6 protein-coding genes are annotated in these 13,407 nt (G+C 69.3%); 3 read left to right on the top strand and 3 right to left on the bottom strand.

The features are described from left to right. Positions 1–16 precede the first annotated feature (16 nt). Positions 17–3,487, top strand: a complete 3,471-nt coding sequence (locus PFX91_RS15360) for a TcpE family conjugal transfer membrane protein (RefSeq protein ID WP_285732437.1) — start codon at positions 17–19, stop codon at positions 3,485–3,487. A gap of 88 nt (positions 3,488–3,575) precedes the next feature. On the opposite strand, the gene thpD is transcribed toward PFX91_RS15360, so the two are convergent. After that, on the bottom strand, positions 3,576–4,484 hold the full coding sequence (gene thpD, locus PFX91_RS15355; protein WP_285732435.1) for an ectoine hydroxylase: 909 nt from the start codon (positions 4,482–4,484) through the stop codon (positions 3,576–3,578). Positions 4,485–5,217: 733 nt separating this feature from the next. On the opposite strand from thpD, the gene PFX91_RS15350 reads away from it, so the two are divergent. Next, positions 5,218–7,689, top strand: a complete 2,472-nt coding sequence (locus PFX91_RS15350; protein ID WP_285732433.1) for an ATP-binding protein — start codon at positions 5,218–5,220, stop codon at positions 7,687–7,689. A 171-nt stretch (positions 7,690–7,860) separates the two neighbouring features. Here the strand turns inward: PFX91_RS15350 and PFX91_RS15345 are convergent, their stop codons facing one another. Continuing rightward, positions 7,861–9,468, bottom strand: coding sequence for a serine/threonine-protein kinase (locus tag PFX91_RS15345; RefSeq protein WP_285732431.1), 1,608 nt, complete (start codon positions 9,466–9,468; stop codon positions 7,861–7,863). 487 nt (positions 9,469–9,955) lie between these two features. Beyond that, positions 9,956–10,474, bottom strand: a complete 519-nt coding sequence (locus PFX91_RS15340) for a hypothetical protein (RefSeq protein ID WP_285732429.1) — start codon at positions 10,472–10,474, stop codon at positions 9,956–9,958. 580 nt (positions 10,475–11,054) lie between these two features. Here PFX91_RS15340 and PFX91_RS15335 point away from each other — a divergent pair. Next, positions 11,055–13,403 carry a type IV secretion system protein gene (locus PFX91_RS15335; RefSeq protein ID WP_285732427.1) on the top strand — a complete coding sequence of 783 codons (2,349 nt, stop codon included), beginning with the start codon at positions 11,055–11,057 and terminating at the stop codon, positions 13,401–13,403. Positions 13,404–13,407 lie beyond the last annotated feature (4 nt).

Below are 13,407 nucleotides of genomic sequence, written 5' to 3'. Positions count from 1 at the left end.
AGGGAGGCCGGAGAACGTGGACCTGCCCACGTACACCAACATCTGGCGTATCGAGAAGCGGCTCTACAAGCTCTACGATTTCCGGTTGCCCATGCCGCTCCCGGTGGGCACCTTCGGGGTCGCCCTGGGCGTCTTCACGCTCTGGGTGATCCTGCTCGGCATCCTCAACGCCCCGTTCGTGTTCGGTAACGGCTGGCACCTGGTGTTGTGGGTGGTCCCTCCCGGGGTGATCACGGTGCTGGCCACCCGGCCGGTGGTCGAGGGCAAGCGCCTGACCGAACTGCTCATCTCGCAGGCGCGCTTCCTCACCGAGGCACGGGTGTACACCCGGTTGGCCCCCGAGTACGAACCCGCCGAGGTCCGCGTGGCGGTGCGGGTGTGGCACCGTTCTCCGCAGGCCGGACCTTTGCCCCTGGTGAAACGGCGCCGGACCGCTGAGGAGCCGGCGGCCGAGACCACCGAGGTCCCCGTCCAGGACGTGGACGTACGGCCCTCTCGGGCCGACGCGCCCCCCTTGTCGGGTGTGGCGGCCCGGGCCGAGCCCACGGAGACGGTCACCCGGGCGGACACGGAGCGGGACGAGACGGCCGAGGAACCCGTGACGGCCAGGGTCCCCGGGGGCCTGGAAAGGGTGCCGGAACGGGCGGGGGAGTCCGCCCCGCGGACTTCCGTACGGAAGACCCCCGACGGGACCGTCGACGTCTCCGCCGCCCCTGCGAGGGGTTCCGTGGCGGTGGTCTCGCCTTCGGGCGGTGAGCAGCGACGAGCCTCTGTACGACCTGGCCAGGAGGGGGAGCCCGACGGCCCCAGCGCCTCGGGAACGGAACCGAGGTCCTCCGAAGGCCCCCGACGCGGTGTCGGACGCCGTGTGCTCGACTACTTCGGCATCGGGTTCGAGACGGACCCGCACCCCTCCCCGGAGGAGCCCGGGGAGCCCCGGGAACACGGAGGACGGGAACGGGGGCGGGGAGACCCGGGGGACGACCCCCCGGGCGACTTCGACGACTTCGAGGCCGAGCGGGTCCACCAGAGCGAGAGCGAGGAACAGCGCGACAGCGACGAATGGTTCGCCAGCCTGCGCGCCTCCTCAGGACAGACCCCCGTCGGCCTCACCTCCAAGAGCGCCTACAGCGTCGGCGACACGACCGCCCTGAGTCGGGAGGAGGTGGCCGACGCGGTGGCCGGGCGCGCACCCGACACCGCGCAGGCCCGAGATCCCGAGGAGGAGACGCACGCGGCTCGGCGCCTGCGCGGACGGACGCAGGGCCTCCGGGTCACCAGGGACCTGGAGGAACGCCGCTCGGAGCGGGCCCGCGAGCGTGAACGCGGCCCCGATGAGAGGCGGACCGTCCGTGCCCGGGCCCAAGGGCTTCCGGACACCGGTGACGTCCAGGACAGGCCCCGACGCAAGGACCGCCCGCACGCCGCTCCCTGGGAGTTGGAGAAGGACGGAAGGAGGGCGGACCCCTCGGGGCCCGCCGACGTCTCCGACTACGCGGCCCGGTACGCCGCCGCCACCGGTCGCCCCGCGGCGGAGACCGCCGTACCCTGGCTGCCCCCCGCCTCCGCGACCCCGGAGGAGGAACCCCGCGAACGCGTGGAGGAGGGCACCGAGGTCGGCCACGAGACCGAGGTCCGGACGGGGAAACCCCCGTTGGAACTGGACCACGGCACCGGCGAACAGGACGCCCTGCCGGCACGGCCGCGCGAGGAGACCGACGACCGGGGCCCGGAGTGGAACGAGCGCATGTCCGTGCTCGACCAGCACCTCAGCACCGCCGACACCCCGGCGCCACCGCGTCCCACGTTCGCCGACGCCGCACCCGGGGTCGAGGGCGACGCCCGCGACAAGGACGCCGCCCCGTGGTTCGAGGACGGTAAGAAACGGCACCCGGACCAGCCCAAGGTCGGTGACCGGGGCAACCCGGTCATCCCGGCCGGAGAGCTGCGTGAGGAGAGCGTCACCGCGCCCGAGCCGGTCTCTGAGGGACGCGGCCCCGAGGAGCGGGCTCCCGCACCCGGGCGGGCGGAGCGGGAACCCGGGTCGGTTCCGCCCGTCGTACGGAACGAGGGCGCCAAACCACCGATCCAGCTCGACCACGGCACCGGCGAACTCGCCGGCTTCAGGGAGGTGCGCGACGACGCCGGGCACGGCGACGTCAACGTCCGCGCGGACTCCGGGGACGTCCCGGTACGCCGACGTACCTTCTCCGACCTGGAGGAGGCCGAGGCCGCGGCCCTGGCGCGCAGGCGTCAGGCCGCGCTCGGCGACACTTCCGGCGGCGCACGGCCGGCCTCGGGCGATGGCGGCGAGCGAGGTGGAGGTGAGGCCCGGGGCGAGGCCCAAGAGCGGGAGGAGAGCCCGGAGCAGGAGGCTCGACAGGACGGCGACCTCCACGACGGTGATCTCCACGACGGTGTCTTCCATCGGGTCGCGCAGAACGCGCGCAGGCTGGGCCGGCTCTTCGGGCAGCCCACCTCGGAGGAGGAACCCACGCCGTCCGCGCGGGAGACCAAACCGGAACTGGAACTGGACCACGGCACCGGCGAGCAGGAACGCCTCGGCGACACCCCCCACGGTGTGCCCTCCCAACGCGCCGAGGCTCCCGTGCCCCCGAGACAGGAAGAGGCCACCGGTGACTCCGGCGGCACCCGGGGCTGGCGCCGCCTGGCCAAGGTCGTCACGGGGGGCACGACGGCACCCGTGCGTTCCGACCTTCCCGCCAGCGACATCGAACGCCTGCGCACGGCCCTGGACGGACCGCGCAACCTCGTCGTCCTGGGCTGCACCGGAGGCGCTGGACAGACCGTCACCACGGTGATGATCGGCCACACCCTGGCCGCCCACCGCGACGACCTCGTCGTGGCCGTCGACACCAACCCGGGGCCCAACGGTCTCTCCCGTCGGGCCGGCGCCCAAAGTCCCGAGACCCTGACGGGTCTGCTCGCCAACGCCGAGGCGATCCGGGACTACTCCGACATGAGCGGGTACACGAGCCGCACCACGACGGGCCTGGAGGTCGTGCAGACCCTGGACGACCCCTACGTGCAGACCCTCGACGAGCGCGACTACGGTCAGTTGACCTCGCTGCTCGGCGGTTTCTACGGGATCACCCTGGTGGACCCGGCGGCCACGGGCGTGGCGCGTGCCCTTCCCGCCGCCGACGGACTGGTGTTGGTGGCCCCGGCCAACGCCGACGCCGAACGCGCGGTGTCCATGACCTTCGACTGGCTGGACGGCAACGGTTACGGCGTCCTGCGGGCCAGGTCCGTGCTCGTGGTCAACGGGGTCAGCAAGCGCAGCCTCCAGGCCGTCGACGCGGCCGAGCGGGTGGCGCGTGGACGCTGTCGGGCCATCGTCCGCATCCCCTGGGACGACCACCTGGGTTCGTCCTACACCCGGATCGACGTCGGCGCCCTGCGTCCGGCCACCAAACGGGCGCACGGTGCCCTGGGCGGAGTCCTGGTGCACTCACTGACCCAGTGAGGCTCTCGAAGGTCCCGACGGGACGGGCCCCGTGCGGGGGCGGGCCGACGACGCCCGCCCCCGCACGGGACCCGTGGGGTGGGGTGGGTCAGCGGCCCACAGGGGTGAAGTCACGCGCGGAGAGGAACTCCGGCCGTGGAGCGGGGGCACTGAAGGGCTTCGCGCAGGCGTTCTCGACGCTGTTGAACACGATGAAGACGTTCGACCGCGGGTACGGGGTGATGTTGCCGCCCGAACCGTGCATGCAGTTGGAGTCGAAGACGGTCACGTCACCGGCGGAACCGGTGAGCACGTCGATGCCGTGCTGATCGGCCAGATACGTCAGGGAGGCCTCGTCGGGCGTGCCCACGTTCTGACTCTTGAGCGAGGACCGGTAGTAGTTCTCGGGGGTCTCCCCCGTGCACGACACGAACGTCTCGTGCGAGCCCGGCATGATCATCAGGGCGCCGTTGTGGGTGTAGTTGTCGGTCAGGGCGATCGAGAAGCTGCACGCCCGCATCCTGGGCATGCCGTCCTCGGCGTGCCAGGTCTCGAAGTCGGAGTGCCAGTAGAACGATCCACCGCCGAAACCGGGCTTGTAGTTGACACGGCTCTGGTGCACGTACACGTCCGAGCCGAGAATCTGCCGGGCGCGTTCCACGAGGCGTGGATCGTTCACCAACTCGGCGAAGACGTCACTGAGCTTGTGCACCTCGAACACCGAGCGCACCTCTTCGGAGGAGGGCTCGATGATCACGCGCTCGTCTCCGCGCAGGGCGGGGTCGGAGCCGAGCCGTTCGAGTTCGGCGTAGTAGGTCTTGACCTCCTCGTCGCTGACGAGGGAGGCGACCTGCGTGTAGCCGCGGCGGGCGTATCCTTCGATCTCCTCGGAGGAGAAGGGGCCCTCGCCGGAACCCCACACGGTGGGGTCCTTGCGGTAGAGCAGGGCGGGCTCGGTGTTCTTCCGGGTCGGGTAGTCGTCCGAGGTCGATGCTGGAAGGTCCATCTGCAGAGTCATGATCGGTCCCCTGCGGGGGCTCATCCTCTCTGAGGTCGACGGTTTCTCCTGCCGACACGGCAACCTAACAAAGATCAGGGACCCCTCATTCAATGCCTTCCAAGTCCCTTGTTTAAGGTCTCTTCGTCTGGGTACTACTGCCATACTATATGGGCCCGAACTCAATGAGGGACCCATGTCCTTTTTGTTCCTTGGGGTGCGTCTTTCGGTGTTCACCTGCATTTTTAACCCTGGGTGACGACTTCTGTTTTAATTTTCATGTCTTCGCAGGTCGTCGGGTTGCGCCTCTCGTCTTGGCGGGGCTCGGTCACGGAATGCATTTTCATTGTGTGCTAACTCACATGAAAATGGTTCAGTGCTTGGTTCAATGTGGGGGGCGGGTGCAAAGCGGTCATTCCTTATTTGTCGGTAATCCCTTCTTTGAGGCTGGCGTGAAAAGGCGGATCACCGAACGGTGGTGAGACCCTTGTTTCCTCCACCCGCTCAAGGAGGAACGTGGTCCCTTGTCCCCGTGCGTTCGCGACCGTCACCACGGCCGTCCCGGGATGGGCGACCCGGGTCCTCCATCGCCGCCTTCCGCCCACCCCGGAGGATTCTGGCGTGCCGTAACCCCGTCCGCTTCTCCCCGCCGCCGCGATGATCCACTATGGGTGTGGCAGTCACCAGGCCCGTGTGCGCCCGCCTCGGGAAGCACCGGGTGCCCGCCAGGCGAAGCGACCAGAAGGGCTCACAGATGACCGGCACCAGGGGGACCCGCGGGGCGACCCGCCTCGCGGTCCGCTACTTCGACGACCGCGTGCTGTTCAGCGACAGCGAGGCCTGGGCCTACTTCCGGCTGCCCACCGTCTCCTACGAGTTCACCACTCCCGAGGAGCGCCAGGCACTCGCCACCAACATCACCATCGCCCTGGCCGCCATCCGCATGAACGACGCCGAGGTCCATCTGCGCGTCGCCCACCGCACCTACCCGGCCGCCGACTGGGCCACCCGCCTGGACGCCACCTCCGACTCCGGACCCGGCTGGTACGACTACCTCGACGAGATGTACCGGCACGTGTGGGCCAAGGACTTCTGGACCAAGGAGGTCTACCTCGGAGTCCGGCTCGGCCAACGTAACCCCGGTGCCGGGCTCGGCCTGTTCTCCCAGTTCTTCGGCGCCTACCAGCGCACCGAACAGATCCTCGGCATCGAAGACGCCGCCGTGGACGACAGGGAGATCGCCCGCTGGACCGACCAGTCCGAACGCCTGGGCCGCGCCCTGGCCGCGAGTTCCCTGCACGCCCGCCACGCCACCTCCGACGAGATCGCCTGGCTCGTCCGCCACGCGGTCAGCGGCACCGCAGAGGAGATCCGGCCCTCGGCCGCCGGGCGCCGCACCTGGGGGCGAGGCGAGATCGAGGCGCTCGTGGACGGCGTCGTGCACAACGGCCGCTCCATGCTGAGGCTCGAACAGCCGGCCGGGTCCACCTACGTCGCGTTCCTGTCCTTCGCGCGTTTCCCCGACCTGATGCCCTTCCCCGACGGCGAACCGTGGATGCACCACGCCGACGCCCTGCCCTTCCCGGTCGAGATGTCCCTGCGCATGAAACTCATCCCGCCGGCCAAGGCCTCCAAGGACGTCGGACGCAAGCTCGCCCACGCCCGCGACATGGACGCCCACATCCGTGAGGCAGGGGTGGAGGCGCCCATCGCGCTCGCCGAGCAGATCGACGCCGCCCGCATGCTGGAGCACGGCATCACCAAGGAACGGCTGCCGTTCGTCTACGGCTGGCACCGCCTGATGGTGTCGGCGCCCACCGAACGCCTCCTGAACCAGCAGGTCGAGGCGGTCGTGGAGCACTATCGCGACATCGGTATCGACGTCATCAACTCCACCGGTGACCAGTTCTCCCTGTTCAACGAGTCCCTGCCGGGCGACCGCATCCGCCTGAGCGCCTACGCCCAGCGCCAACCGCTGCGCACCATCGCGGGTGGCATGCCCACCGCCACCGTCGACGTCGGCGACCGTGTCGACCACTCCGGCGGCGGCTGGGTCGGCCCCTACATCGGTGAGACCCTCGGGCGGGCCCGTTCCATCGTCCACTTCGACCCCATGGTCGCCGCGGCCCGCAACCGTCCCACCGCCATCGCCATCACCGGCGAACCGGGCGGCGGCAAGACCACCCTGGCGCTCCTGCTCATCTACCAGCTGGCCCTGCGCGGAGTCACCGTGGCCGCGATCGACCCCAAGGGCGACGCCGAATCCCTGGTCGAACTCCTGCGCCGCCGTGGACGCAAGGCCCGCATCATGTCGTTGGGGTCGGCCCAACCCGGTCTGCTCGACCCCTTCGCCTTCGGTGACGACCTGCCGGCCAAGAAGACCATGGCCACCGAGACCTTGCGCCTGCTCCTACCCCGCATGAGCGAGGAGCGCGAGTCCGCCATGATCCAAGCGGTGGCCGCGGTGGCCAACCAGCCCCAGCCCTCCCTGGCCAAGGTCGTGGACCACCTGGTGTCCTCCTCGGGGGCGGCCTCGCGCAACCTGGGCGCCGTGTTGCAGTCCATGTCCGAGATGCGCCTGGCCAGCCTGTGCTTCGACCCCCAGGGCGACGCCCAGGTCGACACCGAGGGGTGGACCACCGTGTTCACCCTGGGCGGGCTCACCCTGCCCGACTCCGGGGTCGGCCGCGACGACTACTCCTACGAACAACGCCTGTCGGTGGCCCTGCTCTACCTGGTCTCCCAGTTCGCACGCCGTCTCATGAACGGACTGGACCGTCGCCTGCCCAAGGCGATCTTCCTGGACGAGGCGTGGGCGGTGACCTCCACCCCCGAGGGCGCCAAACTCGTGCCCGAGGTCTCGCGTATGGGTCGCTCCCGCAACACCGCGCTCATCCTGGTCTCCCAGAACGCCGGAGACCTGCTCAACGAGCAGGTGACCAACTGTCTGTCCTCGGTGTTCGCCTTCCGCTCCAGCGAGCGCTCCGAGGTGGAGAGCGTCATGTCCCTACTGGGCATCGAGCCCACCGAGGACCATCTCGCCGTGTTGCGCAACCTCGGCAACGGTGAGTGCCTGTTCCGCGACCTGGACGGCAGAGCCGGGCGGATCGGTGTGGACCTGGTCTCGGACAACCTGCTGCGCTGGCTGGACACCAACCCCACCCGCCGACGCCCCGGAGAGGACGAGGAGTACGAGGACCTGGCCTCCGCCACCGAGTGGGGGTAGGCCTTGCTCCCCGATGATCACCGGGAGAGCCGAGAGCCCGCACGCGCCACCCCCGTGATCGGTCACGCGGTGATCGTCCACTCGTGGCCGGCGACGTTCTCGACAGGCGCCCCGGGTGGCCCTACGGGGTCGCTTCGGAAAGGGGCGGGTTCATCGAGACCCGCGCCACGCTCAGCGCGCGTCCACCCCGAAGCCGAAGTACGCCCGTGCCTTTGGCGGAATGAGCAGCAGGCCGGCGATTCCCAGGTTGTACAGCAACATCGCCACGTAGAACACCAGCTGTTCCGGACGGTAGATGAACACCGGGAACATGCTCAGCACCAGCATCACCGATACCAGCAGCTGCACCAGCACCACGATTCCGTAGACCAGACGCGAACGCGTCATCAGGCCCGCCACGGCCAGCCCCGAGAACAGTCCCCACGCTCCCAGCCCGGCCACCGTTCCACCGCTGTCGGTCTCCCCCGCGGACAGCGCCGCGAGCACCAGCAGGTAGAGCGCGTTGAGCCCCGACATCACGGCGGCGACGATCACCGACGCGGGCCTGGCCACGGTGGGCACGGCCGTGGCGTGTCCCAGAGCGGCCCACGACCCTCGACCACCCGTCGACGCCTCCGCGTGTCCCATGGGGGAGTAGGGCGCCGTCCGCCCCGCCACGACATGGGGGCCCGTGAGCCCCGCGACGCTCGGCGGTGGAGGCGAGGGGACCCGGCCGGTCGGGCCCATCCCCACGGGGACGTGACGGCCGGTGAAGGCGACGGGAGGCGGTTGGGGACCCGAGGCGGTCGGGCCGGCGGGACGCGGCTGCGTCCACCCCTGGGGCGGCAGGGGCAGTGGCCGGTGCGGCGGGGGCTGCGACCGGTGCGACGGCCACTGCCCGGGCGCCGGTCGCGCGGCCGTGCCCGGACGTACACCGCTCTGCGGCGCCCGCTCCCGCTCCCGCTTCGCCCGCTCCAGGATGTCGAGGGCCTCGTCCGGGCCCGGACGCGTCGACACGTCCCTGTCCAGCAGAGCCCCGATCAACGCCCTCAGAGGCGCGCTCTCGCTCCCCCGCGTGGTCTCCTCCACCGACGGTCGGGGTAGCATCGGTGAGGTCAGCACCGCGCTGATGATCCCCGTGATGCTGTCCCTCTTGAAGGGGGAACGTCCCTCCAACAGCGAGTACAGCGTCACCCCCAGGCTCCACATGTCCGAGGCGGGCAGAGCCCGCTCGCCCTCGAAACGCTCCGGCGCCATGTACTCGGGCGAGCCGATGTAGACCCCGGTCTGGGTCAGGGCGGTGCCGCCGTCGACGTTGGCGATGCCGAAGTCGGTCAGCACGGTCCGGTCGTCGTCGGTGAGCATGATGTTGGCGGGCTTGACGTCCCGGTGGATGACCCCCGCCGCGTGCGCCGCCCGTAGTCCCCCCAGAAGCGCCCTGGCGGCCTCCTCCACCCGTTCCACCGGCATCGGACCGTTCCGGTCCAGATGATGCTGGAGCGACGTCCCGCTGAGCAGTTCCATCACGATCCAGGGACTGTCCTCGTGTTCGAGGACGTCGTGGACCGTCACCACCGCCGTGTCGTTGATCCGCGCGGTCGCCTGCGCCTCGCGCAGGGTGCGGGCACGTGCCTCGGCCCGTTCCTTGGGGCTCATGCCCGCGGGGAGCAGGACCTCCTTGATCGCCACGTCACGTTGCAGGGACGGATCCCACGCGTGCCACACCGTACCCATCCCACCCGCTCCGAGCCGCTCCCGCAGCTCGTAGCGACCGACGGAGGAACGATCGGGGAAGGACATGGGCACGCGTCCCTTCGTGTGGGGGAAGAGGGGGAAGGCACGGCCACGCGCACGCGGGACCGGAGTGGGGAGGGTACGGGGGCACGGTGCGCAGGCCAATCTATCCAAGGAACACCCTGCTACGGAGCTTTTGTACTGTCCTGTTGCGACATCGAGGGGTTACCGGCCGGTCGGGTGACACCGTCGTGCCCGTGGGTGTGGAAGCGAGGACCACGGGTTCGGGAGCACCGAGAACGGAACCTCCTGAGACACACCCGCAACACTGCCGGCAGGGTCCGTCATCCTCGGCCAACTCCGTCCCGACCGGGGACCACCGCGAATGCCCGCCGAGAAGAAGGCCCCCCCGGACCCCTCACGCATCCGCCGGTCCTCCTCGCGCCCATGTCACCTGAAGGGCCGGGACGGTCACGTGATGTGGCGCCCTGCCGGTCACATCGGGTTCCGGTGAACTCACCGCGTGGGGACGTCCGGCGGCGTCGACGTCCCGTCAGGCCGTGGTGAGGGCGAGTAGAGCGTGTGCGAGCACCACACCGACCACCGCCGCGCAGGCCCACCCGAGCGCGCGTCCCCGGCTCACGGCCAGCACGGTGGCGACGGCGGCGCCCTGGAAGGCGGCGGCGAACGGTGCGACGGCGAGCGACCCGGCGTCGAAGGCGAACAGCGTGATCGCCGCCTGGGACAGGGAGAGGACCACCGACACCGTCAGCAGGGCGGCCGTGGACCCCGGATGCGGCAGACCGGCCATGCGCAGGCACTCCAGCAGGGCCCAGTGGGCGCCGGCGAGCAGCGTGCCCAGCAGGAGCACGGCTCCGACCGCACCGGCCGTGCCCGTGCCCAGCAGGGCGGCCAACATCAACAGTCCCACCAGCAGGAGGGTGCCCGCGGTGATCAGCGCGTGCAGGACGGCGGTGATGATGAGCGCGGCCATGCTCCCGCCGGACGGCCCCTGACGATCGTCCCGGGCCGAGGCGGGCGGCGGAGTGGGTGGTGTGGGCGGAATGGCCATGGGCTTGCGCCTTCGGTCGTGGACGTGGCGATGTGTTCCTTCCCTCTGGAAAGGTTGGCATTCGGCCTTCTCGGGTCCGGGATACGGCGGGGACACCAGGGGCAGGGGTGAGGAAACCCGGGTCCTACGTCGGGTTTCGGCCCTACGTCAATGGGGACTCGGGATTCCACCGAAGGCGATAGTGGTACTGAGTGCCAGCCCGAATGGTGGCGTAACGTCCTCTTTGTGAGTAAAACTGAGTGTGACGCCCCTCATAGTGCAAGGGTGGGTACTAAATTGTGGCCTTGCGGTTTTTGGGTGTTTCGGAAGGCCACTCGTGCCTACTACCTGCACAAACATTGATCGGAGTCGGGTTTGTCCCCCTGGTTCTGGTCGAGTGCAGGCCCCGAAGCGGGAAACTCGACGCGTTGCACCCATCCCCCCAACGGGTGATGACGCACCATGGAGGATGGGGTAAAGACATGCGGGGGCCTTGCGGTCGCGCTCGGCCGCGTGCGGCGTGCGCGCGGACGGTGTGCGGGATCCGCGGGGCCCGGTGTCTGGGGACGTCCAGGCCGGACCACGACGCAGGAGCCAGCAGATGACGCATCAGCACGTCCGACGGCGCGGATGGCGACGCATGTTGATGACGTTCCTGCTACTCGCGGGCTTCCTCGTGCTTCCACTGAGCGGCGCACAGGCCAATCCACTGTGCCCCGGAGAGCCCGCACCGCTACCCGAATCGGCGGGAAGCGGTTCGGACGGACTGTTGGTGCCGCCGCAGTCGCAGTCCTCCATCGAAGGATCACCGGACGGACTACCGCCCGACGCGAGTATGTACGGCCAGTACGGCACCGCGGGCCAGCAATGGCACATGATCACCGAATCCTGTATCGACGGGATCAGTAACGGTGCGCAGGCCACTCTCGCCAACACCGCCTGGGACCTTTCCAAGACCATCAACCAGTCGACGATCACCGTTTATCAGGCCGCCACCTCCGACGGACTTCTCGCCAGCTTCAACGACATGGTCGAAAGTGTCGTGGTCACGCTCAGAGAGGGGATCTGGCGGCCGTTGATCCCGACCGTGGTGATCCTCGGAGCGTTGTGGCTGGGTTGGTTCGGACTGATCCGCAAGCGGATGACGCTCACCCTCGAATCCAGTGTCTGGATGGTCGCAGCCACGGCCTTGGGCCTGTGGATCATGGTCAACCCGGCGCAGATCATGGGTATGGCCGGCAGCCTGGTGAACTCGGGCAGTCAACTGGTGACCAGTGCCGTCGGCCAGATCCCCTACGGGGGAGGGTCCGGTACCTGTCCGCCAGGGGCGGACGCCCCGGAACGGGCGGACTGGGAGTCGGAGGCGGACTTCCAGGTCAGGCGCAACGCGGACATGCTGTGGTCGAGCCTGGTGTGTCAGCCCTGGGTCGCCGGCCAGTTCGGTAACGGCGATGTGGGAGAAGTAGCCGCTTCGTTTCACGCAACGGATCTCATAGCTGCACAAGGGATCAGCCGAATTGAGCAACAGCAGATCGCTGACGAGGACATCGATGCGAATGCTCTTGTCACTGAGAAACAAGAGGCTTATGAGGCCATCGCGGCTGACGTACAGGAGTACTACCCCAGTGTCTATCCGCTTTTCTCAGGACAGGATCAGGGGAGTCGCCTCGGAGTAGCCACGCTCGCGCTCTTCGCCTCGATTTTCTCCGGTGGTCTGATCCTCGCGGGGTCGGTGGCGCTCATCGTCCTGAAGATCGCGTTCCTGCTTCTCTTCCTTCTCGCACCGATCTTCCTGCTCATCGGCATCCACCCCGGCTACGGGCGAATGGTTCTGTTGCGCTGGGTCGAGCTGATGGTCGGGTTCCTGCTCAAACAGATCTTCGTCGTGCTCCTGATCTCCCTGCTGGTCATGTGCTACGGCATGGTCATGTCCACCAGCCTCGGTTGGGGACTCCAGATGATCCTGTTGGCCCTCTTCACCGTGGCCCTGTTCGTCTACCGCAAGCCGTTCGCCTATCTCTTCTCCTCCGTCAACGCCAACACCTTCACCTCGCGCATCGTCAGCGACGCGGCCCAGAGCCAGGCTCTCAGCAAGAGTGCGCTCGTTCTTCCTCCGGTCGCCAACCTCAAGGCCCAGGCCTGGGGGCTTCGACGTGGTCCGCAGATCGCCGGGGTGGCCGCCGGGATTCCCGCCGGTGGGGGAGGAGTGCCGGCCTCCGGAGTCGACACCGCCGGTCCCGGGGAGGAAGCGGCCCCGGACGGCAGTCCCGTACGCGAGGAGGGCGCACGTGTGCGCGGCACCGCCGGCTACGGCAGGGTGCGGGAGAAATCCGCGCCCCCGCTCAACGTCGCCAGGAGCGGTCCCGCCGGCGACGGAGGCCCCCGCAGCGGTGGAGCACCCACCCGTAGCGGTGACCAGGCGCCGAGCCTGTCCGGCAGCCGAGAGGGCACGGGGTCCATCCCGCCCCGCCCGAGCGGTGGTTATACGGGCACCGGGGACAGCGGCTGGGCCTCTGTCTTCGGCACCGGCTCGGGAAGCCGTGGTGGCTCTGAACGGCGTGAAGACGGTGGCGGCGGCGGTGGATCGGTGTTCGGTGGTAGCGCCCCCGCCGCGGGTGCGAGCCGAGCGGTCGCCTCCGAGCGGCCCGACCCGAGCACGGGACGCGGCATCTTCGGCGGACGCGAGGACACCCCGGCGCGGGGCAACCCCAATGCTCGAGGTTCGCGCTGGGGCAGTCCTCGGGAAAGGCGCGAGCGCCCCGCTCCTCAACGTCAGGTCCGTCCCGCTCCCTCCGGTGAAAGTCGCGGCCGAGGGGATGGCGACGGCGGCTGGCTGACCGGTTCTGGCAAGCGCAAGGACAACGCCCCCATCACACCCTTCTGGGGTGAGAGCGGTTCCGCCACCAGGGACCGGAAACGCGACGTCCCCTTCTGGTTGAACGACGACTGACGAA

Source organism: Nocardiopsis sp. ATB16-24, from assembly GCF_030271535.1.
GTDB lineage: Bacteria > Actinomycetota > Actinomycetes > Streptosporangiales > Streptosporangiaceae > Nocardiopsis.
This window is presented reverse-complemented; position numbering and strand designations above follow the sequence as displayed.

What these genes read in the sequence shown, in the direction of transcription:
- thpD (WP_285732435.1), bottom strand. Translation starts at nt 4,484, where the DNA reads ATGACTCTGCAGATGGACCTTCCAGCATCGACCTCGGACGACTACCCG.
- PFX91_RS15350 (WP_285732433.1), top strand. Translation starts at nt 5,218, where the DNA reads ATGACCGGCACCAGGGGGACCCGCGGGGCGACCCGCCTCGCGGTCCGC.
- PFX91_RS15345 (WP_285732431.1), bottom strand. Translation starts at nt 9,468, where the DNA reads ATGTCCTTCCCCGATCGTTCCTCCGTCGGTCGCTACGAGCTGCGGGAG.
- PFX91_RS15340 (WP_285732429.1), bottom strand. Translation starts at nt 10,474, where the DNA reads ATGGCCATTCCGCCCACACCACCCACTCCGCCGCCCGCCTCGGCCCGG.
- PFX91_RS15335 (WP_285732427.1), top strand. Translation starts at nt 11,055, where the DNA reads ATGACGCATCAGCACGTCCGACGGCGCGGATGGCGACGCATGTTGATG.